The organism is Streptomyces sp. TRD_SC_5, from assembly GCF_056836825.1.
Genome location: NZ_JBWZZS010000001.1, coordinates 5855251 through 5878666, shown reverse-complemented (window position 1 = coordinate 5878666; position 23416 = coordinate 5855251). Strand labels below are relative to the sequence as shown.

The window sequence follows — 23416 nt, the reverse complement described above, 5'->3', positions numbered from 1 at the left end:
CTCAATTCTCCGTCCGGGGCGAAGGCGCCGCAACAGAGGTTCTCAGCGCACGCCCCGGGGGCGGAACTGCACGCTGATGCGCGGCCCCGCGGCACGCGACGTCTTGGGAATCGCGTGTTCCCAGGTGCGCTGACAACTTCCCCCCATGACGATGAGGTCGCCGTGCCCGAGCGGCTTGTGCACGGTGGCCGAGTCGCGGCTGCGCGGCCTCAGCGCCAGCTGCCGGGGCGCGCCCAGAGACATGATCGCGACCATGGTGTCCTCGGTGCTGCCCCGCCCGATGGTGTCCCCGTGCCAGGCGACGCTGTCGCGTCCGTCGCGGTAGAGACACAGCCCGGCCGTGACGAACGGCTCGCCGAGTTCGGCGGCGTAGTGCGCGCCGAGTGCGGTACGGGCCTCTTCGAGGCTGGGGTGCGGCAGGGGGTCGTCCGCGCCGAAGAACGACAGCAGCCGCGGCACCTCCACCACACGCTCGTACATGACGCGCTGCTCGGCGCGCCATTCGACGTCGTTCGCCAGGACGTCGAAGAGCGCGTCGGCCCCCGCGACCCACTGCGGGAGCACGTCGATCCAGGCGCCGTGCCCGAGCGTCGTACGGCGCAGTCCGCCCAGGGGGCCCAGTGCGATCTCGTCCCCCTGGTCGAAGAGCGATCCCTGGAGGTGTACGGCCATGGACCCAGCGTACCGCTACTCAAACACGTGTGCGAATTACTTCCCGCCCGGCTCGACGCCCTCCGCGAGCGGTGCGAAGAAGCGCGCCACCTGCTCGGGCGTGACTTCCTGGAGCGTGGGAGGGGACCAGCGCGGGGCGCGGTCCTTGTCGATCACCTGCGCCCGGATGCCCTCGACCAGGTCGGGCGAGGACAGCGCCGCACACGAGGCGCGGTACTCCTGTTCCAGGACCTGTTCCAGCGTGCCGAGCCCCGCCGCCCCGCGCATCGCGGCGAGGGTCACCTTGAGCGCGACGGGTGACTTGGCGAGGATCGTCTCGGCCGCCTCCTTCGCCGCCGGTTCGCCGCTGTCGAAGAGTCGGTCGACGATCTCCTCGACCGTGCCGGCCGCGTAGCAGTGGTCGATCCAGTCGCGGTGGGCGGCGAGTTCGCCCTCCGGCGCGTCGGAGCGGGCGTACCGCGACACCACGTCCCGTGCCTCGCCCGTCGCGAGATCCGCGAGGAGAGCGGGCAGCCGGTCCGCCGGTACGAAGTGGTCGGCGAGCCCGCACAGGAGCGCGTCACCCGCGCCGGCCGCCGCCCCGGTGAGCGCGAGGTGCGTGCCGAGCTCGCCGGGGGCCCGCGACAGCAGCCAGGTGCCGCCGACGTCGGGCACGAAGCCGATGCCGGTCTCGGGCATGGCCACCCGGGAGCGTTCGGTGACGACGCGGACACTGCCGTGGGCGGAGACCCCGACACCGCCGCCCATCACGATGCCGTCCATGACGGCGACGTACGGCTTGGAGAAGCGGGCGATGTGCGCGTTGAGCCGGTACTCGTCGCGCCAGAACGCCGCCGAGGCGGCGCCGCCGGCCCTGGCGTCCGCGTGGATGGACCGGATGTCCCCGCCCGCGCACAGGCCGCGCTCCCCCGCGCCGGTGATCACCACGGTCGCGACGGCCGGGTCCTGCTCCCAGGCGGCGAGGGCGTCCGCGATCCGGTTCACCATGGCGTGGTTGAGGGCGTTGATGGCGCGGGGGCGGTTGAGGGTGATGCGGGCGGCGTGGCCTTCGGTGCGCAGGAGTACGGAATCGTCGTCGGTCATCGGCCCAGAGTATTGACGCGTCGCGCGAACGACCGCCGGGGGCTCGGGGCCAGGGGCGTGGTGCGGGGGGCGCGTGAAGCTCCGCTGTTGGCCCGGTTAAGAAATCCTCGATGGACCGCCGGGCGCCGGACCGACAGATTGGTACGCGTTCACGCTCTCCCCTCGCATCCCGCCTGGAGCCGCATCCATGAAGGCACTTGTCAAGCAGTACGCCGAGCCCGGGCTGTGGCTGATGGACGTGCCGGAGCCGGAGACGGGTCCGGGTGATGTGCTGATCAAGGTGCTGCGTACCGGCATCTGCGGCACGGACCTGCACATCAGGTCCTGGGACGGCTGGGCCCAGCAGGCCGTCACCACGCCGCTCGTCCTCGGCCACGAGTTCGTGGGCGAGGTCGCGGCGGTCGGTGCCGACGTCGCGGACATCGCGGTCGGGGACCTGGTGAGCGGCGAGGGCCACCTGGTCTGCGGCAAGTGCCGCAACTGCCTCGCGGGGCGCCGGCACCTGTGCCGCTCCACGATCGGGCTCGGTGTCGGCCGCGACGGCGCCTTCGCGGAGTACGTCGCCCTGCCCGCCTCGAATGTGTGGGTGCACCGCGCGAAGGTGGACCTGGACATCGCCGCGATCTTCGACCCGTTCGGCAACGCGGTGCACACGGCGCTCTCCTTCCCGCTGGTCGGCGAGGACGTACTGATCACCGGCGCGGGCCCGATCGGCATCATGGCGGCTGCCGTCGCCCGGCACGCCGGTGCGCGCAATGTCGTGATCACGGATGTCAGCGAGTCCCGTCTGGAGATCGCCCGCAAGGCCGGCGCGACTCTCGCTCTGAACGTCGCCCAGTCGGACATCGCTGAAGCGCAGCGGCAGTTGGGCCTCAAGGAGGGCTTCGACATCGGCCTGGAGATGTCGGGGCGGCCGGAGGCGATGCGTGACATGGTCGCGAACATGACGCACGGCGGGCGGATCGCGATGCTCGGTCTGCCGGCCGAGGATTTCGCCGTCGACTGGTCGAAGATCGTCACGTCGATGATCACGGTCAAGGGCATCTACGGCCGTGAGATGTACGAGACGTGGTACGCCATGACGGTGCTGCTGGAGGGCGGCCTGGACCTCAGCCCGGTCATCACGGGCAGCTACGCCCACCAGGACTTCGACGCGGCATTCGACGAGGCGGCGACCGCCCGCAGCGGCAAGATCATCCTCGACTGGACGACGTAACCCCCGCTCCGCACGCCACCACCACGACCACCACCCCAAGGAGCGCCGACCTCATGTACGCATCCGTCCGCGACGATCTCCGCGCCACCCTCGAAGAGATCCGCACCGCCGGCCTCTACAAGCCCGAGCGCGTCATCGCCACCCCCCAGAGCGCCTCCGTCTCCGTCCCCTCCGGCGAGGTCCTCAACTTCTGCGCCAACAACTACCTCGGCCTGGCCGATCACCCCGAGGTCGTCGCCGCCGCCAAGGACGCCCTCGACCGCTGGGGCTACGGCATGGCCTCCGTCCGCTTCATCTGCGGCACCCAGGAGATCCACAAGGAGCTGGAGCAGCGCCTCTCCACCTTCCTGGGCCAGGAGGACACGATCCTCTACTCCTCCTGCTTCGACGCCAACGGCGGCGTCTTCGAGACCCTCCTCGGCCCCGAGGACGCGGTCATCTCCGACGCCCTCAACCACGCGTCGATCATCGACGGCATCCGCCTCTCCAAGGCCCGCCGCCACCGCTACGCCAACCGTGACCTCGCCGACCTCGAGCAGCAGCTCAAGGACACGCAGGACGCCCGCCGCCGCCTCATCGTCACCGACGGCGTCTTCTCGATGGACGGTTACGTCGCCCCGCTCGCGGAGATCTGCGACCTCGCCGACCGCTACGACGCCATGGTCATGGTCGACGACTCGCACGCCGTCGGCTTCGTCGGCCCGAGCGGTCGCGGCACCCCGGAACTGCACGGCGTGATGGACCGCGTCGACATCATCACCGGCACCCTCGGCAAGGCCCTCGGCGGCGCGTCCGGCGGTTACGTCGCCGCCCGCGCCGAGATCGTCGAGCTGCTGCGCCAGCGTTCACGCCCGTACCTCTTCTCGAACTCCCTCGCCCCGGTGATCGCCGCCGCGTCGATCAAGGTCCTCGACCTCCTCGAATCGGCGGGCGAGCTGCGCGAGCGCCTCACCGCCAACACCAAGCTCTTCCGTACGAAGATGACCGAGGCCGGCTTCGAGATCCTTCCCGGCGACCACGCCATCGCACCCGTCATGATCGGCGACGCGGCGGAGGCGGGCCGGATGGCGGAGCTGCTCCTGGAGCGCGGCGTGTACGTGATCGGCTTCTCGTACCCCGTCGTCCCGATGGGCGCGGCCCGCATCCGCGTCCAGCTCTCCGCCGCGCACTCGACCGCCGACGTCGAGCGAGCGGTGACGGCGTTCATCGACGCTCGGGCGACAATGGCTGGGTGATCGACCCCAGACGACTGCGCATCCTGCGGGCCGTGGCGGACCACCGGACGGTGACCGCCGCGGCGGCCGCGCTGTATCTGACGCCGTCCGCCGTGTCCCAGCAGCTCGCCGCGCTGGAGCAGGAGACAGGCCACACCCTGCTGACCCGCAGCGGCCGGGGCGTACGGCTGACAGCGGCCGGCGACATCCTGCTGGCCCACGCCAACGCCGTACTGGCCCAGCTTGAGCGGGCCGAGGCCGAGCTGGCGGAGTACGCGGGCGGGGCGGCCGGTGAGGTGCGGGTGGTGGCCTTCGCGACGGGCATCGCGGAGGTGCTGGCCCCGGCCATCAGCCGCCTCGCGGCCGGCCACCCGGACATCCGGGTCCGGGTCCGGGACGCCGAGGGCGACGAGAGCCTGCCGCTGGTGCTGGACGGGGAGGCGGATGTCGCCCTGGCGGTGGAGTACCGGGGCGCGCCGCACGAGGACGACCGGCGCCTGGCGCGCGTACCGCTGTACGCCGAGCCGTTCGACGCCGTACTGCACGCGTCGCACCCGCTCGGGCAGGGCCCGCAGGTCGCGCTGGCCGACCTGTCCGACAGCGACTGGATCGGCCCGTACCCCGGCAATCCCTGCCACGACGTGATGCTCCTGGCCTGCGAACTCGCCGGCTTCCAGCCACGGCTCGTGCACTCGTCGGACGACTTCCGCGCGGTGGTGGCGCTGGCGGGCGCGGGGGCGGGGGTGGCGCTGGTGCCGCGCTCGGCGCTGCGCGGGATGGAGCTGAAGGACACGGTCGTACGCCCGGTGTCGGGCCCCGCGGCGACCCGCCGCGTGTTCGCGGCGGTGCGCCGGGGGGCGGAGCGCCACCCCCTGATCAGACCCGTACTGGACGCCCTCGCCACCTCGGCGGCCGGCCTCTCCACCACCGGCTGACGAGGGCTCACCCGCTGGGCACTGCCGGCCGGTCGAGGCGGTCGCGGTGGGCCGGGGTCAGGCGGAGATGTGCCGCGGCGAGGTTCTCCTCCAGGTGGTCGATCTTGGCGGTGCCCGGGATCGGGAGGATGACCGGAGAACGGTCGAGGAGCCACGCGAGCGCGACCTGCGAGGGGGTGGCGTCGAGTTCGGCCGCCACGGCGGCGATCTCAGCCGTCGCTCCTGACGCCGCTCCGGCGACAGGCCGCCACGGCAGGAACGCGATCCCCGCCGCCTCGCAGGCCGCCAGCACAGGCTCGTGTTCGCGGTCCAGCAGGCTGTACCGGTTCTGCACACTCGCGATGTCGATGATCTCCCGTGCCTGCTCGAGTTCGCCGGCGCTGACCTCGGACAGCCCGATCCGTCCGAGCTTGCCCTCGGCCCGCAGCTCCCGCAGGGCGCCGAGCTGATCGGCGAGGGGCACTTCCGGATCGATGCGGTGCAGCTGGAGGAGCTCGAGCCGCTCGACGCGCAGTCGGCGCAGGGCGTGTTCGACCTGATCGCGCAGTACCTCCGGCCTCCCGTCGAGCTTCCACTCGGCCGCGGGGCCCGATCGCGCGACGCCGACCTTGGTGGTGATGAGCAGCCCGTCCGCGTACGGGTGCAGGGCCTCGGCCAGGAGCTCCTCGTTGGCGCCCCAGCCGTACATGTGGGCAGTGTCGATCAGCGTGACGCCCAGTTCGACGGCCCGCCGGGCGACGGCCAGGGATGCCTCACGCGCGGGGCCTTGCCCGGTCGGCAGCCGCATTGCTCCGAACCCGAGCCGCCGTACGCCCAGATCCCCGCCGATGCGAAACTCGGTCGATGTCATCCGCTGTCTCCGCCCCCTCGGTGAAAGGACAACGGTAACAGCGCAGTTGGGCCAGGGCCGGGGGCTGCTCGCGAGCCGTCAGGAAGCCTGACCGGTGACGGCCGGCGGCTGCTCGGCCGTCAGAGCCGGGGCCTCGTCCGCGGGTGGCAGCCCTGGCTCGGCCTGGGCCGGCGGGGGTTGCACCGAGGGCTGCGCGGGGGCCTGGGGCTGCGCCTCGGGCTGCGGGGCTTTGTGCTGCTGCGCCTCCCCCGGCGGCGGCCCCTGCTGTTGCGCCGCCCGCTCCAGGAACCGCAGCAGCTCCACGGGGAACGGCAGTACCAGCGTCGAGTTCTTCTCCGCCGCCACCGCCACCACCGTCTGCAGCAGCCGCAGTTGAAGCGCCGCGGGCTGTTCGGACATGACCCCCGCCGCCTCCGCCAGCTTCTTCGACGCCTGAAGCTCCGCGTCCGCGTTGATGACCCGCGCCCGCCGCTCACGGTCCGCCTCGGCCTGCCGGGCCATGGACCGCTTCATCGTCTCCGGCAGCGACACGTCCTTGATCTCGACCCGGTCGATCGATACGCCCCACCCCACGGCGGGACTGTCGAGCATCAGCTCGAGCCCTTGGTTGAGCTTCTCCCGGTTCGACAGCAGATCGTCCAGATCGCTCTTGCCGATGATCGAACGCAACGACGTCTGTGCCATCTGCGAGACCGCGAACCGGTAGTCCTCCACCCTCACCACGGCTTCGGCCGCGTCCATCACCTTGAAATAGATCACCGCGTCCACCCGGACCGTGACGTTGTCGCGGGTGATGCCGTCCTGCGCGGGCACCGGCATCGTCACGATCTGCATGTTCACTTTGCGCAGCCTGTCCACCACGGGAACGATCATGGTGAAGCCCGGCCCCCGCACGTCCTCGCGGAGTCGCCCGAGGCGGAACACCACACCTCGCTCGTACTGCCGCACCACTCTCGCCGCAGCCGCCACGTACACCACGGCGGCCGCTCCCGTGGTCGCCCCAGCTGCCAGAAGCTCGTCGAGCATCACGACCCCCATGGGTCCGAGCCGCATCTATTTTTTCACGATACGCCCGGCCGGCCGCCGGGGTCGAGACGCAACCCGGCCAACCCTCAATTGAACATGGAATCCATTTGCATGTAGCGTTCGGTGACCGCGCATCCTCGCCCACTTCCCCAGGAGGACCCCCATGGCCGTACCCAAGCGGAAGATGTCCCGCAGCAACACCCGTCACCGGCGCGCCCAGTGGAAGGCCACGACGCCGCAGCTCGTCCCCGTCACGGTCGACGGCTCGGTGTACCGCGTGCCGCAGCGGCTGGCCAAGGCGTACGAGCGCGGCCTCCTGCGCCCCGAGGGCTGAGCGGCATGACCGGCGCGACCCTCCCCGGCCTCCGTGGCATCCGGGACCTCCCGCACCTCGACCGGCTGCCCGTGACCGTACTGTCCGGGTTCCTCGGGGCCGGCAAGACGACCCTGCTCAATCACGTCCTGGGCAACCGGGACGGCCTGCGGGTCGCCGTGATCGTCAACGACATGAGCGAGGTCAACATCGACGCCGCGCTCGTGCGCGGCGGCACGGCGGCGCTCTCGCGCACCGAGGAGCGCCTGGTCGAGATGACCAACGGGTGCATCTGCTGCACCCTGCGGGACGACCTGCTCGAAGAGGTCGACCGGCTGGCCAGGGAGGGCCGCTTCGACTATCTCCTCATCGAGTCGAGCGGCATCTCCGAACCCATGCCGGTCGCGGCCACCTTCGCCTTCCCCCGCGACGACGGCGCGACGCTCGGCGACCTGGCCCGCCTCGACACGATGGTCACCGTCGTCGACGCCGCCGGCTTCCTGCCCGAGCTGACCGGCGGCGACGGGCTCGCCGAGCGCGGGCTCGACCAGTACGAGGACGACGACCGCACCGTCAGCGACCTGCTGATGGACCAGATCGAGTTCGCCGACGTCATCGTGCTCAACAAGCTCGACCTCGTCGCCCCGGAGACGGCCCACCGGCTGCGGGCGGCTCTCTCCCGCCTCAACCCGGCCGCCAGGATCGTGGCCGCCACCCACGGCCGCGTCTCCCCCGCCGACGTACTGGGCACCGGGCTCTTCGACCTGGAGCGCGCCCAGGAGGCGCCGGGATGGGTGCGGGAGCTGAACGGCGACCATGTGCCGGAGACCGAGGAGTACGGCATCTCCAGCACGGTGTTCCGCGCGGACCGCCCCTTCCATCCGGGGCGCCTGTGGGACTTCGTCACCCGTGGGCTCGACAGCGGTTCGTACGGCCAGATCCTGCGCTCCAAGGGCTTCTTCTGGCTGGCCACCCGGCCCCGCGTCACGGGCCTGTGGTCACAGGCGGGCGCCGTGGCACGCTTCGAGCCCTCCGGGGCGCGCGACGCGGACACCGAGCAGGGGCAGGAGCTGGTCTTCATCGGCACCGGTCTGCGGGCCGACGCCCTGCACGCCGCGCTCACGGCGTGCCTGGGCTCGGCCGGCGAAGACGCCCGGGCCGAGGACCCGTTCCCCGCCTGGGACACGTACGGCATCGACGACGCGTGCGAGCACGAGGCGCCGCTTCCCCTCACACCGGCGCTGCCGGAAGCGTGACCTCGAAGCGGCAGCCGCCCTTCACGTTGCGTACGTCGGCGCGCCCCGCGTGGGCCTCGACGATACCGCGGACGATGGCGAGCCCGAGGCCCGCGCCCCCCGGGGGCGTACGGGCCTCGGTGCCGCGCCAGCCGGTGTCGAAGACGCGCGGGAGGTCCTCGGCGGGAATGCCGCCGCAGCCGTCCGTGACGGAGAGGACCACGCGGTCCTCGCGCAGTTCGGCGCCGACGGCCACCGTGCCGTCGGCAGGGGTCCGGCGGATCGCGTTCACCAGCAGGTTGGCGAGGACGCGGGTCATTTCGCGGGCGTCCACTTCCAGCGGCAGCGCTTCCGCCGTCTCACCGACCAGACGTACGCCCTGTTCACGGGCGAGCGGGTCGGCGCCCGCGAGCGCCTCACCGATCAGGTCGTGGGCGGAGATGCGTACCGGGGTCAGGGCGAGCGCGCCCGCGTGGATGCGGGACAGCTCGAAGAGGTCGCCGACCATGGAGTTGAGCCGGTCGACCTCGGTGCGCATCTGCCGGTGGTAGCGCGCCGGGTCGGCGACGACACCGTCCTCCAGCGCCTCCGACATGGCGCGCAGCCCGGCGAGCGGTGTGCGCAGGTCGTGGGAGATCCAGGCGACCAGCTCACGACGAGAGGTCTCCAGGGCGCGCTCGCGCTCACGGGAGGCGGCCAGTTTGGCGCTGGTGGCCGCCAGTTCGCGGCCCAGCGCGCCGAGTTCGGCGGTGGACGATCCGGTGGGGGCGGCGAAGGAGCCGCCGTCGCCGAAGGTACGGGCCGCCAGCGTCAGCGCGTTGCTGCGGGCGACGACCCAGCGGCCCAGGATCAGCGCGGTCGCCAGCGAGACCACGGCGGCCATCGCGACGACCATGGTCACGACGGTGAGGTCGTGCGGCGACAGGAACATCGCCTGCGCCACGGCGAGCGTGCCCGCGAGCATCGCGGTGACCGTCACGGCGGCGACGACCGTCAGCGAGACGGCGACCGAGCGGCTCCGCAGGAGCCGCAGGACCACCGCGCCGAGCAGGCCGGCGGCGGCCGCCCCGAGGAAGGCGATGAGGGCGATGAGCGGCAGGTCACGCATGTTGGGTGGCACCCTGCCCTTCGCCGGTACGCTCGTCCGCGCCCGGGCGGTCGTCGACGCCGGGGCGGTCGTCGAATCGGTAGCCGACACCCCAGACCGTCTGGATGAGGCGGGGCCGGGCCGGGTCGTCCTCGATCTTGCCGCGCAGCCGCCGCACATGGACGGTGACGGTCGACAGGTCGCCGAACTCCCAGCCCCAGACGTCGTGCATCAGCTGCTCCCGGCCGATGGCCTCGCCCCGGTGGCTGATGAGATGCGCGAGAAGGTCGAACTCCCGCAAGGTCAGGGCGAGTTCGCGTCCTCCCTTGGTGGCACGGCGGCCCGCGGGATCCAGGACGATCCCGGCGGCCCGCACCTGGGGGCCCCGGTCCTGCGCAACGGCCCTGCGGAGTACGGACTCGACGCGCAGCACCAGTTCACGCGGGCTGAACGGTTTGGTGACGTAGTCGTCGGCGCCGACCTCCAGGCCCAGGATCCGGTCGTCCTCGTCGCCGCGCGCCGTCAGCATGATGACCGGCACGGGACCGTCCGCGCGCAGCTCGCGGCACACCTCCAGGCCGTCCATGCCGGGCAGCATGAGGTCCAGGACCACGAGATCGGGCCGGCGGTCCTTCGCCTGCCGCAGCGCGGCGGGCCCGTCGGCGGCCTGGGTCACGGTGAAACCCGCGCGTTCCAGGTAGCCGGTGACGACCTCGGCGACGGTCGGATCGTCGTCGACGACCAGGATGTTCTGCATGGGTCCAGTCTCGCCGACGTACGGGCGACGACGGCCGCCCGGACCCTTACGAAGCGATGACGTCCGGCGGTGCTTGCCCGTGGTCGCCGGGGTCGTGGTCGGCGGTCCCGTGGTCGCCGGTGTCCGATTCCTTCAAGAGCGGGGCGCGGTGTCCCGCCTACGTTGGGCCCATGACTCCACGACTTGACGCCATCGGAATCGTGGCCGCCGACATGGCCGCCTCGCTCGCCTTCTACCGGCTCCTCGGCCTGGACATCCCCACCGAGGCCGACGCCGCCCCGCACGCCGAGGCGACGCTGCCCAGTGGCCTGCGCGTCCTGTGGGACACCGAGGAGACCGTCCGCTCCTTCGACCCGGACTGGACCAGGCCCGAGGGCGGCGACCGGGTCGGCCTCGCCTTCGTCTGTGACAGCCCGGCCGAGGTCGACGCGGTGTACGACGCTCTGGTCGCGGCCGGACACCGTGGCCACCTGAAGCCCTGGGACGCGTTCTGGGGACAGCGTTACGCGGTGGTACTGGACCCGGACGGCTGCGGCGTCTCCCTGTTCGCCGACGCCGCGTAGGCGCCCAGCGTCGTACCGGCCAGGTCGCGCATCTCGCGGGAGAGGTGCGCCTGGTCGGCGCAGCCGGCGGCGAGGGCGGCATCGGCGTACGGCATGCCGCCGCGTACGAGCGTCAGCGCGCGCTGGAGCCGGAGGATCCTGGCCAGCGTCTTGGGGCCGTAGCCGAAGGCGGCCAGGGAGCGGCGGTGCAGTTGCCTGGCGCCGAGTCCGGCGGCGTCGGCGGTCGCCGCGACGGTGCGGCCCGCGTCCAGTTGGCGGGCCACGGCGCGCAGCACCGGGTCGGGGGGCCCGGTGTCCGCCGCGCGCCGCAGGGCCAGGTCCTCCAGGGCGCTCGCCGGGTCCGCCGCGCCGCTGACCAGGCCGGTCAGGGCGCGGACCCTGGCCGCGGGCCACAGGTCGGCGAGATCCACGCGCTGGTCGCGCAGCTCGTACGCGGGTACGCCGAGGAGGGCGGGGCCGGCACCCGGGGCGAAGCGCACTCCGTCGTAGCGGGCGTTCGCGCCGGCGGGGGTGTCGCCGGGGTCGTGGGCGCGGGTGTCGGGGCCGGCGACGTAGAGCTTGCCGTTGCTCCACAGGAGGTCCATGCAGCCGTCGGGGAGGACGGGGTGGGCGGGGCGACGGGCGTCCGGCGAGGCGGCGCGGGTCCAGACGGCGGCGCCGTCGAGCCGCGATGCGCGTTCCGCGTACATGGTGTCCAGGTTAGGGAGTGTTCTTTCCCGCTCAGCGGGCAAATCCAGCCCGTCCGGCGTTTGAGGACACGCCCGTAGGGCGTCCGGGGGTCTGGGGGCTTGCCCCTAGTTTCAGGAAGGGGCGGGTAGGGGAAAGCCCCGCACCGCACGAGACCGCACCGCCTATGGGCGGGCCTCCCGGGTCTCGCGGGTCTCCCGGGACGGGTCCTTCGGTTCCTTCTCGCGCTCGCGCCCCGTGTGCAGGCGGGACTTCACATCGTCCGGCGGCAGGAACCGCGACCACCGCTCCGGGAACTCCGACGGCATGTCCGGGTCGGATTCGTCCTCGTCCCCGTACCCCTCCGCCCGCGCCGCTTCCGCCCGGGCGATGACCGCCGCCGCCTGGGCCGTCCGTACGCGGTCGTTCGCCTCGCGGGCCGCGGCGGTGGCCACCGACGGCCAGACCCGGTCGATCGCGGCGTTGACCGCCGCGCCGACCAGGACCGCGAAGGCGCAGATGCAGATCCACAGCAGGACGGCGATGGGGGCCGCGAGGGAGCCGTAGATGGTCGGCCCCTCGACGGTGCTGGTGAGGTAGATCCGGAGCAGGAAACTCCCGAGCACACACATCGCGAGGGCCATCAGCGCGCCCGGAATGTCCTCGACCCACGGCGATCGGACGGGCACGGACACGTGGTAGAGCGTCGTGAGGAAGACGACGGACAGCACGAGCACCAGGGGCCAGTACAGGACGCTGACGACCTCGGTCCCGAACGGCACCAGGTCCACCACCCGGTCGGGACCGACCACCATCAACGGCAGCACCACCGCTCCGATGATCAGTGCGACGACGTACAGCAGGAAGGCGAGCAGCCGGGTCTTCACGATGCCGCGGTGGCCGTCCAGTCCGTACATCACCGTGATCGTGTCGATGAAGACGTTGACCGCGCGCGAACCCGACCAGAGCGCGATGGCGAAGCCGATGGAGATGATGTCGGGGCGGGCACCCTGCGTGACGTCGGCGATGAGCGGTTTGGCGAAGTCGTTGACGCCGCGGTCGGACAGGATCGTTTGCGCGGCGGTGAGGATGTTGCGCTCGATGGACGCGACGGTGTCGGTGTCGGTCCAGGCGTCGACGTAACCGAGCAGACCGATCATGCCGAGCAGGAGGGGTGGCAGGGACAGCAGGGTGAAGAACGCCGCCTCGGCCGCGAGCCCGAGGATGCGGTACTCGATGCACGAATTGACGGTGTCCTTCAGCAGCAACCAGACCAACTTGCGCTTGGAGACGTTGCGGTAGAGGACTCTGGCCCGGTGAAGCCGGCCGTGGGGCCGTTCGGGTGTTTCTTTTGCTGCCTGCACCTCCTTACCGTAGCGGCATGGCAGCCACCACACACACAGTGACCAACCAGGCTCCACCCCTGGTCGAATACGACGTATTCACCTCCGACCGGGCGCTGTCCGAGGGTGTGGAGCGGCACATCGCCCCCGAACTCGCCGAGGAGGTACGGGAGGAACTGGCGGGCCTCGGCCGCACGGCCGGATCCTTCCAGGCCCAGGAATGGGGGGTGCAGGCCAACGAGAACCCGCCAAAACTGCGGACGCACGACCGCTACGGCCATCGGATCGACGAGGTCGAGTTCCATCCGGCCTGGCACCGGCTGCTGGGCAAGGCCGTCACGGCGGGGCTCACCGACGCCTGGGGGCGGCCCGGCGGGCACGTGCGACGGGCGGCCGGATTCCTGGTGTGGACACAGGCCGAGGCGGGGCACGGCTGCCCGGTGTCCATGACGCACGCCGCGGTCCCCGCGCTGCGGGCCGATCCGGCGCTGGCCGCCGAGTGGGAGCCGCGGCTCACCTCGCACGTGTACGAGGAAGGGCTGACGACGCCGTCGCTGAAGGCCGGGGCCCTCTTCGGGATGGGCATGACGGAGAAGCAAGGCGGCAGCGACGTACGGGCCAACACGACGAACGCCGAGCCGCTGGCCGCGGACGGCGAGTACCTGCTCACCGGGCACAAGTGGTTCTGCTCGGCACCGATGAGTGACGGCTTCCTGGTGCTGGCGCAGGCGCCGGGCGGGCTGAGCTGCTTCCTGGTGCCACGGGTCCTGGCGGACGGCTCGCGCAACGTGTTCCGGATCCAGCGCCTCAAGGACAAGCTCGGCAACAGGTCCAACGCGTCGAGCGAGGTCGAGTTCGACGGGACGTGGGCGCGGCTGGTCGGCGAGGAAGGGCGCGGGGTGCGCACCATCATCGAGATGGTGGCCGCGACCCGGCTGGACTGCGTGATCGGCTCGGCTGGGCTGATGCGCCAGTCCGTGGCCCAGGCCACGCACCACGCGGCGTACCGCAGCGCGTTCGGCTCCAAGCTGATCGACAAGCCGCTGATGCGCAACGTCCTGGCCGATCTGGCGCTGGAGTCGGAGGCGGCGACGACGCTCGCGATGCGGCTGGCGGCGGCGTACGACAGTGACACCGAGCAGGACCGCGCCTTCCTGCGGCTCGCGGTGCCCGCCGCGAAGTACTGGGTGACGAAGCGGTGCACACCGGTCGCGGCGGAGGCGCTGGAGTGCCTGGGCGGCAATGGGTACGTCGAGGAGTCCGCCATGCCGCGGCTGCTGCGCGAGGCGCCGCTCAACTCGATCTGGGAGGGCTCGGGGAACGTACAGGCGCTGGATGTCCTGCGGGCGCTCCAGCGCGAGCCGCAGGCGCTCAACGCCTTCCTCACCGAGATCGGCAAGGCGCGCGGCGCCGACCACCGGCTGGACGGAGCGATCAAGGGTCTGCTGACCGAACTCGCCGACCTGGGCGGCATGGAGGGGCGGGCCCGCCGTGTCGTCGAGCGGATGGCACTCGTACTGCAGGGCTCGCTGCTGGTGCGGTGGGCGCCGCCGCAGGTCGCGGACGCGTTCTGCGCGTCGCGGCTCGGCGGGGACTGGGGCGCGGCGTTCGGCACGCTGCCGCACAGTCTCGATCTGGCGTCGGTGGTGGAACGGGCGCGGGTGGAGGTCTGAGGAGTGGGGGCGGCACCGGGGCCGCTGCCCCGCCCTCTTCACTGCCTGACCCGGCGGGCCGCCGGGGGAACGACCCGCCGGGAGAAGGGAGCCGCCGGAGTGATGCTGCGCCGACACGGCACCACCCCGGCTGAACATCTCCACCTTCGTACAAACACGACCCGGCGCACGAGAGTTGCAGACCGTTGCAATGTTTGCCCCGACTCGTGGGCGCGCGCCCCGGCGGCGGGGCACGATGAGAACGACACCTCACAGCAAGTGACCCTCACGTGAGTTACGGGGTACGCCCAGTGAAGATCCAGCCTCTCGACCAGCTCGCCCTGTCCCGCCTGGGCGCCCTGCACAGCGCCGATTCGACCCGGCTGCTGGCCCGGGTGCGGGCAGCCGTACTCGCCGGCGAGACTCCACGCGTCGCGCCGCGTCCCGTCATCGACGCGTCCTGGCAACGCGTGATGCGTATCGGCATCGACCCGGACCGCGGCACCAGCAGCGAGCTCCTGCCGATCGGCGAGCTGGAGCACCGGCGCCGGACCACCGCGCTCGGTGAGCTGCTGCCCTCGCTCAGCCAGGGGCTGATCGCGGCCGTGCGGGCGTCGCAACAGATCATGGTGGTCACCGACGAGGAGGGCCGCGTCCTGTGGCGCGACGGCGACCGCGGGGTGATGCGCAAGGCCGACGGCATCTGTCTGGAGGCAGGGGCCGCCTGGAGCGAGGACACGACGGGGACGAACGGCATCGGCACGGCACTGGAGCTGCGCAGACCCGTCCAGGTGCACTCCGCCGAGCACTTCGTCCGTACGCTCCACAACTGGACGTGCGCGGCAGCGCCCGTGCACGATCCGCGGGACGGCCGGCTCCTCGGTGTCATAGACGTGAGCGGGGCCGACTCGACGTTCCACCCGGCCACGCTCGCCCTCGTGGAATCCGTGGCCCGGCTCGCCGAGGCCGAACTGCGCGACCGGCACCTCAGGTCCGTCGAGCGCCTGCGGTCGGTGGCGGCGCCGGTTCTGTGCCGGGTGGGCGGCCGGGCGCTGGCGGTCGACTCGCACGGCTGGCTCGCGGCGGTGACCGGGATGCCGCCGGTCGACCGGCTGCCGCTGCCGAAGTCGTTCCGGGCGGGCCGCAGGTGGCTGCCGTCGCTGGGGATGTGCGCGGTGGAGCCGCTGCCGGGCGGGTGGCTGGTGCGGGTGGACGAGGAGGCGCCGGGGCCGGGTGAGGGTGCGGTGAGCCGGGTCGTACTGGACCTGAGCGGCCGGCGGCGTTCCTCGGTGACCGTTTCGGGGGCGGCCGGGCGCTGGACGCACGAGCTGACTCCGCGGCACGCGGAGCTGCTGTACGTGCTGAGTGTGCACCGGGAGGGGCGCAGCGCGGCCGAGTTGGCGGAGGACCTGTTCGGCGACCGGACGCGGACGGTGACGGTCCGGGCGGAAATGTCACGTCTTCGGCGCCACTTGGCCGAGGTCCTGGCCCATCGTCCGTACCGCTTCGTGGACGAGGCGGAGGTGGAGGTGATCCATCCGCTCCACCCGTCGGACCTGCTGACCCACTCCACGGCCCCGGCGATCGCGGCGGCACGGCGGGTGCGGGACCCGGGGTAGGGCGTCGCGCACTCGCGGCTCCGCCGCGTGGGGGCATGCCCCAGACACTCGGGGCGGCGCCCCGCACGCGACGGAGCCGGAAAATGTCACAGCGGGAAGGGGCGGCTGGGAAAAAGCGCCGCCGGCACCGGCGCCCGCACCCGCACTGGACCCCCGGTGTCTCGCGCGCCCGTCCGGTCGGCGCGCACCGAGATCCGACCGTATGTCGAAGAGCGCTCGGGACCAGATCTGACCGTCCGCGTGCTCCTGGCCGACCCGGTCGTCGTACACCTTGTCGCCGTCCACGCGCCGCAGGCAGTGCGGAGCGGCGGACGTGCAGGAGACCGCGCCCCAGTCCGCGACGCACGGCGTGGCCGTACTCGTGCATGACCACCTCCGCGTCCTCCGCGTCCTCCGCGTCGTCGACGCCGCCCTTCCCAGTGGAGCCTCCCCTGCTCGAACTGGCCGTCGTGGCGGTTGTACGCACCGGCTTCCGCGATCTTCGCTGACGCACCGGCGTCCGATCTCACGTCTGCCCACCTGCCGGACAGCCCGCCGCTCGCGTCAAGGTTGCGCAGCGCGGCCTTGGCGTACGCGGAAGAGGGGACAGCGACCGCGGAGTCCTTCGCGTCGGTCACGCGTCCGGCTTTGGCCAGGGGCCGGGCACATGGTTCGCTTGCCGCATGAGCACCGTCACCGTGACCACCTGGTCCCTGGAACAGACCTCTCCCGATGATCTGCGGCCGGCCGCGGAGCCCCCGGGCGGCATCCGGATCGTCCGGGCGGAGACCCCCTCCCCGGACTTCAGCCGCTTCCTCTACACCGCGGTGGGCGGTGACATCCAGTGGACCGACCGGCTCGGGCTGTCGTACGAGCAGTGGCAGGCGGCCCTGGACCGGCCCGGCGTCGAGACCTGGGTGGCGTACGAGAACGGCACTCCGGCCGGGTACGTCGAGCTGGACCCGCAGGACGAGGGCGTCGTGGAGATCATGTACTTCGGTCTGATCCCGGCCTTCAGGGGACGGCGGATCGGCGGGCACCTGCTGTCGTACGGGACCGCGCGCGCGTGGGATCTGGCCGAGCGGTGGCCGGACCGGCCGGACACCAAGCGGGTGTGGCTGCACACCTGCAGCAAGGACGGGCCGCACGCCATGGACAACTACCTGCGCCGCGGGTTCCGGCTCTTCGAGACGAAGACCGCCGAGGAGGAGGACGTGGAGACGGCCGGGCCGTGGCCCGGAGCACGCGCCTGAGCGGGCGTCTGCGAGACGTCAGGAAAGTGACCGGCGCCACACCGTCTTGCGATGCGAGACAGAGTTGTCCACATTGTGGGCGGTGGTGGACTGGCCGGAGATCCGCGTGACACGCTTCCGTCATGTCTTCAGCTGGAGTTGCCTTGGTGAGTCGGCGGCACGTCGACCTCGGCCGCATGTCCAGCGCCATCTGTCCGGTGGGCTGACAGCACAGCACCACCGCAGTTACTAGCCGTCCCCGCCGTAGCGGACGAGCCGGCCACCCCGATACGCACGTGATCTCCGCCCACCCGGCGGAGACCTCCGGTTTGTCGTGTCCGACCGTCTTAGCGCAGGTCAGAGGGGCGGCCGGCGCGATCCGCCACTCCTTGAGCCGCCAGAGAAGGACGAACAACCATGGCCGCCACGCCAGAAAAGCCCGCTGCCGTCACGCCCCGCCGCAAGGCCGGACGCCACCGTGGCGAGGGTCAGTGGGCCGTAGGTCACTTCACCCCCCTCAATGGCAATGAGCAGTTCAAGAAGGACGACGACGGTCTCAATGTGCGGACACGCATCGAGACGATCTACTCCAAGCGGGGATTCGACTCCATCGACCCCAACGACCTCCGCGGCCGCATGCGCTGGTGGGGGCTCTACACCCAGCGCAAGCCCGGGATCGACGGCGGCAAGACCGCGATCCTGGAGCCGGAGGAGCTGGACGACGAGTACTTCATGCTGCGCGTGCGCATCGACGGCGGTCGGCTGACCACCGAGCAGCTGCGCGTCATCGGTGAGATCTCGCAGGAGTTCGCGCGCGGGACGGCCGACCTCACCGACCGGCAGAACGTCCAGTACCACTGGATCCGGATCGAGGACGTACCGGAGATCTGGCGGCGGCTCGAAGAGGTCGGGCTGTCCACGACCGAGGCCTGCGGTGACACGCCCCGCGTGATCCTCGGCTCCCCGGTCGCGGGCATCGCCGAGAACGAGATCATCGACGGCTCCCCCGCCATCGACGAGATACAGCGCCGCTTCATCGGCAACCCGGACTTCTCGAACCTGCCTCGCAAGTTCAAGTCCGCGGTTTCCGGGTCTCCGCAGCTCGATGTGGCTCATGAGATCAACGACATCGCTTTCGTGGGCGTCGACCACCCCGAGCACGGGCCCGGCTTCGACCTGTGGGTCGGCGGCGGGCTCTCCACCAACCCCAAGCTGGGTGTCCGGCTCGGCGCCTGGGTGCCGCTCGACGAGGTGCCGGACGTGTACGGCGGCGTCATCGGCATCTTCCGCGACTACGGTTACCGGCGGCTGCGTACCCGCGCCCGTCTGAAGTTCCTCGTCGCCGACTGGGGTCCGGAGAAGTTCCGCCAGATCCTGGAGGACGAGTACCTGAAGTACAAGCTCGTCGACGGCCCCGCGCCGTCTCAGCCCACCGGCACCTGGCGCGACCACCTCGGCGTGCACAAGCAGAAGGACGGCCGCTTCTACGTCGGCTTCGCCCCGCGCGTCGGCCGCGTGGACGGCGCCACGCTGACGAAGATCGCCGACCTGGCCGACGTGCACGGCTCGGGCCGGCTGCGTACCACCGCCGAGCAGAAGATGATCGTCCTCGACGTCGAAGAGGCGCAGGTCGAGTCGCTCGTCGCCGGGCTGGAGTCGCTGGACCTGCGCGTCACGCCGTCGCCCTTCCGGCGCGGCACGATGGCCTGCACCGGCATCGAGTTCTGCAAGCTCGCGATCGTCGAGACGAAGGCGCGCGGTGCCTCGCTCATCGACGAGCTGGAGCGGCGCATCCCGGAGTTCGACGAGCCCATCACCATCAACATCAACGGCTGCCCGAACGCCTGCGCCCGTATCCAGGTCGCGGACATCGGTCTCAAGGGCCAGCTGGTCCTGGACGACAACGGCGACCAGGTCGAGGGTTTCCAGGTGCACCTGGGCGGCGCGCTCGGTCTTGAGGCCGGCTTCGGCCGCAAGGTGCGCGGCCTGAAGGTCACCTCGGCCGAGCTGCCCGACTACGTCGAGCGCGTCCTGCTCCGGTTCCAGGAGCAGCGTGAGACCGGCGAGCGCTTCGCCACCTGGGCGGCGCGGGCGAGCGACGGAGACCTGTCATGAGCGAGCGTGCGGCACCGTTCCACTGCCCGTACTGCGGCGACGAGGACCTGCGGCCCAACGAAACCGGTCACGGTGCGTGGGAATGCGCGGCATGCAACCGCGCCTTCCAGTTGAAGTTCCTCGGGCTGCTCGCCCGTGGGGTTCGGCGCAACGACGGTGGAGGGGACGAGATATGACCATGGTTCAGGAAGATCTCAAGTCACTGGCGGAACAAGCCGGGCGGGACCTCGAAGAGGCCTCCGCCCTGGACATCCTCAAGTGGGCCGCCGACACCTTCGGTGACCGCTTCTGCGTGACCTCCTCCATGGAGGACGCCGTCGTCGCCCACCTCGCCTCCCGCGCCAAGCCCGGCGTGGACGTCGTCTTCCTCGACACCGGCTACCACTTCCCGGAGACCATCGGGACGCGGGACGCCGTCGAGGCCGTTATGGACGTCAACGTCATCACTCTGCTGCCCTGGCAGTCCGTCGAGGAGCAGGACGCGGAGTACGGCCCGAAGCTGCACGACCGCGACCCCGACCTGTGCTGCGCCCTGCGCAAGGTCAAGCCGCTCGAAGACGGGCTGAAGGGCTACAGCGCCTGGGCGACCGGCCTGCGCCGCGACGAGTCCCCGACCCGGGCGAACACCCCGGTCGTCGGCTGGGACGACAAGCGCCAGAAGGTCAAGATCTCGCCGATCGCCCGCTGGACGCAGGAGGACGTGGAGGCGTACGTCGCCGAGCACGGCGTCCTCACGAACCCGCTCCTGATGGACGGTTACGCGTCCGTGGGCTGCGCGCCCTGCACCCGCAGGGTCGAGGCGGGCGAGGACGCGCGCGCCGGCCGCTGGGCCGGGCGCAACAAGACGGAATGCGGGCTGCACGGCTGATGACAATCGATCAGGAGCAGGAGAAAGACGTGACTGGGGCTCCCACCGGCGCCACCATCTGGCTCACGGGTCTGCCGAGCGCCGGCAAGACCACCATCGCCTACGAGCTGGCCGGACGCCTGAAGGCCGAAGGCCGCCGTGTCCAGGTGCTGGACGGCGACGAGATCCGCGAGTTCCTCTCGGCGGGCCTCGGCTTCAGCCGCGAGGACCGGCACACCAACGTCCAGCGGATCGGTTACGTCGCCGAACTGCTCGCCCGTAACGGCGTGCTGGCCCTGGCACCCGTCATCGCGCCGTACGCCGACAGCCGTGAGGCCGTCCGCAAGCGCCACCAGAGCGAGGGCACCGCGTACCTGGAGGTGCACGTCGCCACGCCGGTGGACGTGTGCTCCGTACGCGATGTGAAGGGTCTGTACGCCAAGCAGGCGGCCGGCGAGATTTCGGGGCTCACCGGGGTCGACGACCCCTACGAGGCCCCCGAGTCGCCCGACCTGCGGATCGAGTCGCACCAGCAGACCGTGCAGGAGTCCGCAGCCGCGTTGCACGCGCTGCTCACCGAGAGGGGTCTGGCATGACGACGACCGCCGCAACCGTCGACGGCACCGACAGCCCGTACGCGCTCAGCCACCTGGACGCCCTGGAGTCCGAGGCCGTCCACATCTTCCGCGAGGTGGCGGGTGAGTTCGAGCGGCCGGTGATCCTCTTCTCCGGCGGCAAGGACTCGATCGTCATGCTGCACCTGGCACTCAAGGCGTTCGCGCCCGCGCCGGTCCCCTTCACGCTGCTGCACGTCGACACCGGGCACAACTTCCCGGAGGTGCTGGAGTACCGCGACCGCACGGTCGCCGAGCACGGGCTGCGGCTGCATGTCGCGTCCGTACAGGAGTACATCGACGCCGGAAAGCTGCGCGAGCGGCCCGACGGCACGCGCAACCCGCTCCAGACCGTGCCGCTGACCGAGGCCATCCAGCAGCACCGCTTCGACGCGGTGTTCGGCGGCGGGCGGCGCGACGAGGAGAAGGCGCGCGCCAAGGAGCGGGTCTTCTCGCTGCGTGACGAGTTCTCCGCGTGGGACCCGCGCCGCCAGCGCCCCGAGCTGTGGCAGCTCTACAACGGCCGCCACGCGCCCGGCGAGCACGTGCGCGTGTTCCCGCTGTCCAACTGGACCGAGCTGGACGTGTGGCAGTACATCGCCCGCGAGAAGATCGAGCTGCCGGGCATTTACTACGCCCACGAGCGTGAGGTGTTCCAGCGCTCCGGCATGTGGCTGACGGCGGGCGAGTGGGGCGGCCCGAAGGAGTCGGAGACGGTCGAGACGCGGCTGATCCGCTACCGCACGGTCGGCGACATGTCCTGCACCGGCGCCGTCGATTCCGACGCCACGACGCTCGACGCCGTGATCGCCGAGATCGCCGCTTCCCGGCTCACGGAGCGGGGCGCGACCCGCGCCGACGACAAGATGTCCGAGGCCGCGATGGAAGACCGCAAGCGTGAGGGGTATTTCTAAAATGACCACACAGCACACTCCTCTGGCTGGGCTGACCGAGCAGTTGTCGGCCACCACCCTGCTGCGGTTCGCGACGGCCGGCTCCGTCGACGACGGCAAGTCCACCCTCGTCGGGCGGCTGCTGCACGACTCCAAGTCGATCCTCACCGACCAGCTGGAGGCCGTCGAGGCGGCGTCCCTCAAGCGCGGTCAGGAGGCGCCCGACCTGGCGCTGCTGACGGACGGCCTGCGTGCCGAGCGCGAGCAGGGCATCACGATCGACGTGGCGTACCGCTACTTCGCCACCACGCGCCGCCGGTTCATCCTGGCCGACACCCCCGGGCATGTGCAGTACACCCGGAACATGGTGACGGGCGCCTCGACCGCCGAGCTGGCCGTCGTGCTGGTCGACGCCCGCAACGGTGTGGTCGAGCAGACCCGCCGCCACGCTGCGGTCGCGGCGCTGCTGCGCGTCCCGCACGTGGTGCTCGCGGTCAACAAGATGGACCTCGTCGAGTACGCCGAGCCCGTCTTCGCCGCCATCGCCGAGGAGTTCACGGCGTACGCCGCCTCGCTGGGCGTCCCGGAGATCACCGCGATCCCGATCTCGGCGCTGGCCGGTGACAACGTCGTGGAGCCGTCCGCGAACATGGACTGGTACGGCGGCGCGACGGTGCTCGAGCACCTGGAGACGGTCCCGGTCAGCCACGACCTGGCGAGCTGCAAGGCCCGCTTCCCGGTCCAGTACGTGATCCGCCCGCAGACCGCCGAGCACCCCGACTACCGGGGTTACGCCGGCCAGATCGCGTCCGGAGCGCTGCGCGTGGGCGAGGCCGTGACGGTGCTTCCGTCCGGTCGTACGTCGACGATCACGGGCATCGACGCGCTCGGCGAGGCGGTCGACATCGCGTGGGCGCCGCAGTCGGTGACGGTCACGCTCGCCGACGACCTGGACATCTCGCGCGGTGACCTGATCGCGCCGAGCGGTACCGCGCCGGGCACCACCCAGGACGTCGAGGCGACGGTCTGCCACGTGGCCGACCAGCCGCTGACGGTGGGCCAGCGGGTGCTGCTCAAGCACACCACCCGTACGGTCAAGGCGATCGTGAAGGACATCCCGTCGCGGCTGACGCTGGACGACCTGTCTCAGCATCCGGACCCGGGTCAGCTGGTCGCCAACGACATCGGCCGCGTGAAGGTCCGTACCGCAGAGCCGCTCGCGCTCGACGCCTACCGCGACTCGCGCCGCACCGGATCGTTCCTGTTGATCGACCCGGCCGACGGTACGACGCTGGCGGCCGGCATGGCGGGCGACTCGTTCGCCGCCGAGACCGCGCAGGCCGTGCAGGCCGTGGCGGACGACGAGGGCTGGGACTTCTGACCATGACCGTCGAGACCATCGACATCTATGCGACGTTCGCGAAAGAGGGCGGCCGCATCGGCAGCGGCACTGTCGGCGCGGGCACGGGTGGGGTGGCTCGATGTGCCCGATGACGTACGCGCAC

General features: G+C 71.4%; 25 protein-coding genes. 17 read left to right on the top strand and 8 right to left on the bottom strand.

Going from position 1 to position 23416, the window contains the following annotated elements; translation table 11 throughout:
* Positions 1-42: 42 nt before the first annotated feature.
* On the bottom strand, positions 43-672 hold the full coding sequence (locus tag AC1P0E_RS26975; RefSeq protein WP_482744697.1) for an alpha-ketoglutarate-dependent dioxygenase AlkB: 630 nt from the start codon (positions 670-672) through the stop codon (positions 43-45).
* 36 nt (positions 673-708) lie between these two features.
* On the bottom strand, positions 709-1755 hold the full coding sequence (locus AC1P0E_RS26970) for an enoyl-CoA hydratase/isomerase family protein (protein ID WP_482744696.1): 1047 nt from the start codon (positions 1753-1755) through the stop codon (positions 709-711).
* Positions 1756-1942: 187 nt separating this feature from the next.
* Here AC1P0E_RS26970 and tdh point away from each other — a divergent pair, with 187 nt between their 5' ends.
* The 3 genes from tdh to AC1P0E_RS26955 are packed head-to-tail and all read left to right on the top strand — an operon-like array spanning position 1943 to position 5120.
* Positions 1943-2971, top strand: coding sequence for an L-threonine 3-dehydrogenase (gene tdh, locus AC1P0E_RS26965; protein ID WP_482744695.1), 1029 nt, complete (start codon positions 1943-1945; stop codon positions 2969-2971).
* A gap of 53 nt (positions 2972-3024) precedes the next feature.
* Complete coding sequence (locus tag AC1P0E_RS26960; protein ID WP_482744694.1) at positions 3025-4206, top strand: glycine C-acetyltransferase; 1182 nt, start codon at positions 3025-3027, stop codon at positions 4204-4206.
* A complete protein-coding gene (locus AC1P0E_RS26955; protein WP_482744693.1) occupies positions 4203-5120 on the top strand; it encodes a LysR family transcriptional regulator in 918 nt (305 codons plus the stop codon). The genes AC1P0E_RS26960 and AC1P0E_RS26955 overlap by 4 nt, the downstream gene beginning before the upstream one ends.
* Positions 5121-5127: 7 nt before the next feature.
* On the opposite strand, the gene AC1P0E_RS26950 is transcribed toward AC1P0E_RS26955, so the two are convergent.
* On the bottom strand, positions 5128-5970 hold the full coding sequence (locus AC1P0E_RS26950) for an aldo/keto reductase (RefSeq protein ID WP_482744692.1): 843 nt from the start codon (positions 5968-5970) through the stop codon (positions 5128-5130).
* Between the two features lie 78 nt (positions 5971-6048).
* Positions 6049-6996 (bottom strand): slipin family protein, encoded by a 948-nt coding sequence (locus AC1P0E_RS26945; RefSeq protein ID WP_482745912.1) that lies wholly within the window; start codon positions 6994-6996, stop codon positions 6049-6051.
* A 163-nt stretch (positions 6997-7159) separates the two neighbouring features.
* Here AC1P0E_RS26945 and rpmF point away from each other — a divergent pair, with 163 nt between their 5' ends.
* Both rpmF and AC1P0E_RS26935 read left to right on the top strand, forming a co-directional pair.
* Positions 7160-7330 (top strand): 50S ribosomal protein L32, encoded by a 171-nt coding sequence (gene rpmF / locus AC1P0E_RS26940; RefSeq protein ID WP_028814853.1) that lies wholly within the window; start codon positions 7160-7162, stop codon positions 7328-7330.
* Positions 7331-7335: 5 nt separating this feature from the next.
* Positions 7336-8565 (top strand): GTP-binding protein, encoded by a 1230-nt coding sequence (locus AC1P0E_RS26935; RefSeq protein WP_482744691.1) that lies wholly within the window; start codon positions 7336-7338, stop codon positions 8563-8565.
* On the opposite strand, the gene AC1P0E_RS26930 is transcribed toward AC1P0E_RS26935, so the two are convergent.
* Together AC1P0E_RS26930 and AC1P0E_RS26925 are read right to left on the bottom strand one after the other, a co-directional pair.
* Entirely contained in the window at positions 8540-9652 is a 1113-nt protein-coding gene (locus AC1P0E_RS26930; RefSeq protein ID WP_482744690.1) for a sensor histidine kinase, read from the bottom strand. The genes AC1P0E_RS26935 and AC1P0E_RS26930 overlap by 26 nt on opposite strands.
* Positions 9645-10388, bottom strand: coding sequence for a response regulator transcription factor (locus tag AC1P0E_RS26925; RefSeq protein ID WP_482744689.1), 744 nt, complete (start codon positions 10386-10388; stop codon positions 9645-9647). Before AC1P0E_RS26925 ends, AC1P0E_RS26930 begins: the two co-directional genes overlap by 8 nt.
* 170 nt (positions 10389-10558) lie before the next feature.
* On the opposite strand from AC1P0E_RS26925, the gene AC1P0E_RS26920 reads away from it, so the two are divergent.
* Positions 10559-10951, top strand: a complete 393-nt coding sequence (locus tag AC1P0E_RS26920; RefSeq protein WP_482744688.1) for a VOC family protein — start codon at positions 10559-10561, stop codon at positions 10949-10951.
* On the opposite strand, the gene AC1P0E_RS26915 is transcribed toward AC1P0E_RS26920, so the two are convergent.
* Entirely contained in the window at positions 10891-11640 is a 750-nt protein-coding gene (locus AC1P0E_RS26915; protein ID WP_482744687.1) for a helix-turn-helix domain-containing protein, read from the bottom strand. The two genes, AC1P0E_RS26920 and AC1P0E_RS26915, sit on opposite strands and share 61 nt — an antisense overlap.
* Positions 11641-11802: 162 nt before the next feature.
* Entirely contained in the window at positions 11803-12981 is a 1179-nt protein-coding gene (locus AC1P0E_RS26910) for a YihY/virulence factor BrkB family protein (RefSeq protein WP_482744686.1), read from the bottom strand.
* 17 nt (positions 12982-12998) lie between these two features.
* Here AC1P0E_RS26910 and AC1P0E_RS26905 point away from each other — a divergent pair, with 17 nt between their 5' ends.
* The 11 genes from AC1P0E_RS26905 (at position 12999) to AC1P0E_RS26855 (ending at position 23292) form a co-directional block, all read left to right on the top strand.
* On the top strand, positions 12999-14633 hold the full coding sequence (locus AC1P0E_RS26905; RefSeq protein ID WP_482744685.1) for an acyl-CoA dehydrogenase family protein: 1635 nt from the start codon (positions 12999-13001) through the stop codon (positions 14631-14633).
* Positions 14634-14929: 296 nt separating this feature from the next.
* The gene (locus AC1P0E_RS26900; protein ID WP_482745911.1) at positions 14930-16231 is read left to right on the top strand and encodes a GAF domain-containing protein; all 1302 of its coding nucleotides are present in this window, start codon (positions 14930-14932) and stop codon (positions 16229-16231) included.
* A gap of 365 nt (positions 16232-16596) precedes the next feature.
* Complete coding sequence (locus AC1P0E_RS26895) at positions 16597-16719, top strand: hypothetical protein (protein WP_482744684.1); 123 nt, start codon at positions 16597-16599, stop codon at positions 16717-16719.
* 174 nt (positions 16720-16893) lie between these two features.
* Positions 16894-17463, top strand: a complete 570-nt coding sequence (locus AC1P0E_RS26890) for a GNAT family N-acetyltransferase (protein ID WP_482744683.1) — start codon at positions 16894-16896, stop codon at positions 17461-17463.
* A 122-nt stretch (positions 17464-17585) separates the two neighbouring features.
* The gene (locus AC1P0E_RS26885; protein ID WP_355250053.1) at positions 17586-17669 is read left to right on the top strand and encodes a putative leader peptide; all 84 of its coding nucleotides are present in this window, start codon (positions 17586-17588) and stop codon (positions 17667-17669) included.
* A gap of 190 nt (positions 17670-17859) precedes the next feature.
* The gene (locus tag AC1P0E_RS26880) at positions 17860-19557 is read left to right on the top strand and encodes a nitrite/sulfite reductase (RefSeq protein ID WP_482744682.1); all 1698 of its coding nucleotides are present in this window, start codon (positions 17860-17862) and stop codon (positions 19555-19557) included.
* Entirely contained in the window at positions 19554-19733 is a 180-nt protein-coding gene (locus AC1P0E_RS26875) for a hypothetical protein (RefSeq protein WP_069926331.1), read from the top strand. Before AC1P0E_RS26880 ends, AC1P0E_RS26875 begins: the two co-directional genes overlap by 4 nt.
* Positions 19730-20425: a phosphoadenylyl-sulfate reductase gene (locus tag AC1P0E_RS26870; RefSeq protein ID WP_482744681.1), complete on the top strand. Its 696-nt coding sequence runs from the start codon at positions 19730-19732 to the stop codon at positions 20423-20425. The genes AC1P0E_RS26875 and AC1P0E_RS26870 overlap by 4 nt, the downstream gene beginning before the upstream one ends.
* Positions 20425-21000: an adenylyl-sulfate kinase gene (gene cysC / locus AC1P0E_RS26865; RefSeq protein WP_482744680.1), complete on the top strand. Its 576-nt coding sequence runs from the start codon at positions 20425-20427 to the stop codon at positions 20998-21000. The genes AC1P0E_RS26870 and cysC overlap by 1 nt, the downstream gene beginning before the upstream one ends.
* A complete protein-coding gene (gene cysD / locus AC1P0E_RS26860) occupies positions 20997-21932 on the top strand; it encodes a sulfate adenylyltransferase subunit CysD (protein WP_482744679.1) in 936 nt (311 codons plus the stop codon). The genes cysC and cysD overlap by 4 nt, the downstream gene beginning before the upstream one ends.
* Before the next feature lies 1 nt (position 21933).
* Positions 21934-23292, top strand: coding sequence for a sulfate adenylyltransferase subunit 1 (locus tag AC1P0E_RS26855; protein ID WP_482744678.1), 1359 nt, complete (start codon positions 21934-21936; stop codon positions 23290-23292).
* The last annotated feature ends 124 nt before the right edge of the window (positions 23293-23416 follow it).

Coding starts and splice junctions, on each gene's coding strand:
- AC1P0E_RS26920 (WP_482744688.1), top strand. CDS start 10,559: ATGACTCCACGACTTGACGCCATCGGAATCGTGGCCGCCGACATGGCC.
- AC1P0E_RS26915 (WP_482744687.1), bottom strand. CDS start 11,640: ATGTACGCGGAACGCGCATCGCGGCTCGACGGCGCCGCCGTCTGGACC.
- AC1P0E_RS26870 (WP_482744681.1), top strand. CDS start 19,730: ATGACCATGGTTCAGGAAGATCTCAAGTCACTGGCGGAACAAGCCGGG.
- AC1P0E_RS26975 (WP_482744697.1), bottom strand. CDS start 672: ATGGCCGTACACCTCCAGGGATCGCTCTTCGACCAGGGGGACGAGATC.
- AC1P0E_RS26935 (WP_482744691.1), top strand. CDS start 7,336: ATGACCGGCGCGACCCTCCCCGGCCTCCGTGGCATCCGGGACCTCCCG.
- AC1P0E_RS26855 (WP_482744678.1), top strand. CDS start 21,934: ATGACCACACAGCACACTCCTCTGGCTGGGCTGACCGAGCAGTTGTCG.
- AC1P0E_RS26960 (WP_482744694.1), top strand. CDS start 3,025: ATGTACGCATCCGTCCGCGACGATCTCCGCGCCACCCTCGAAGAGATC.
- rpmF (WP_028814853.1), top strand. CDS start 7,160: ATGGCCGTACCCAAGCGGAAGATGTCCCGCAGCAACACCCGTCACCGG.
- AC1P0E_RS26970 (WP_482744696.1), bottom strand. CDS start 1,755: ATGACCGACGACGATTCCGTACTCCTGCGCACCGAAGGCCACGCCGCC.
- AC1P0E_RS26895 (WP_482744684.1), top strand. CDS start 16,597: ATGACCACCTCCGCGTCCTCCGCGTCCTCCGCGTCGTCGACGCCGCCC.
- AC1P0E_RS26880 (WP_482744682.1), top strand. CDS start 17,860: ATGGCCGCCACGCCAGAAAAGCCCGCTGCCGTCACGCCCCGCCGCAAG.
- AC1P0E_RS26905 (WP_482744685.1), top strand. CDS start 12,999: ATGGCAGCCACCACACACACAGTGACCAACCAGGCTCCACCCCTGGTC.
- AC1P0E_RS26885 (WP_355250053.1), top strand. CDS start 17,586: ATGTCTTCAGCTGGAGTTGCCTTGGTGAGTCGGCGGCACGTCGACCTC.
- AC1P0E_RS26890 (WP_482744683.1), top strand. CDS start 16,894: ATGAGCACCGTCACCGTGACCACCTGGTCCCTGGAACAGACCTCTCCC.
- cysC (WP_482744680.1), top strand. CDS start 20,425: ATGACAATCGATCAGGAGCAGGAGAAAGACGTGACTGGGGCTCCCACC.
- cysD (WP_482744679.1), top strand. CDS start 20,997: ATGACGACGACCGCCGCAACCGTCGACGGCACCGACAGCCCGTACGCG.
- AC1P0E_RS26875 (WP_069926331.1), top strand. CDS start 19,554: ATGAGCGAGCGTGCGGCACCGTTCCACTGCCCGTACTGCGGCGACGAG.
- AC1P0E_RS26925 (WP_482744689.1), bottom strand. CDS start 10,388: ATGCAGAACATCCTGGTCGTCGACGACGATCCGACCGTCGCCGAGGTC.
- AC1P0E_RS26945 (WP_482745912.1), bottom strand. CDS start 6,996: ATGCTCGACGAGCTTCTGGCAGCTGGGGCGACCACGGGAGCGGCCGCC.
- AC1P0E_RS26930 (WP_482744690.1), bottom strand. CDS start 9,652: ATGCGTGACCTGCCGCTCATCGCCCTCATCGCCTTCCTCGGGGCGGCC.
- AC1P0E_RS26950 (WP_482744692.1), bottom strand. CDS start 5,970: ATGACATCGACCGAGTTTCGCATCGGCGGGGATCTGGGCGTACGGCGG.
- tdh (WP_482744695.1), top strand. CDS start 1,943: ATGAAGGCACTTGTCAAGCAGTACGCCGAGCCCGGGCTGTGGCTGATG.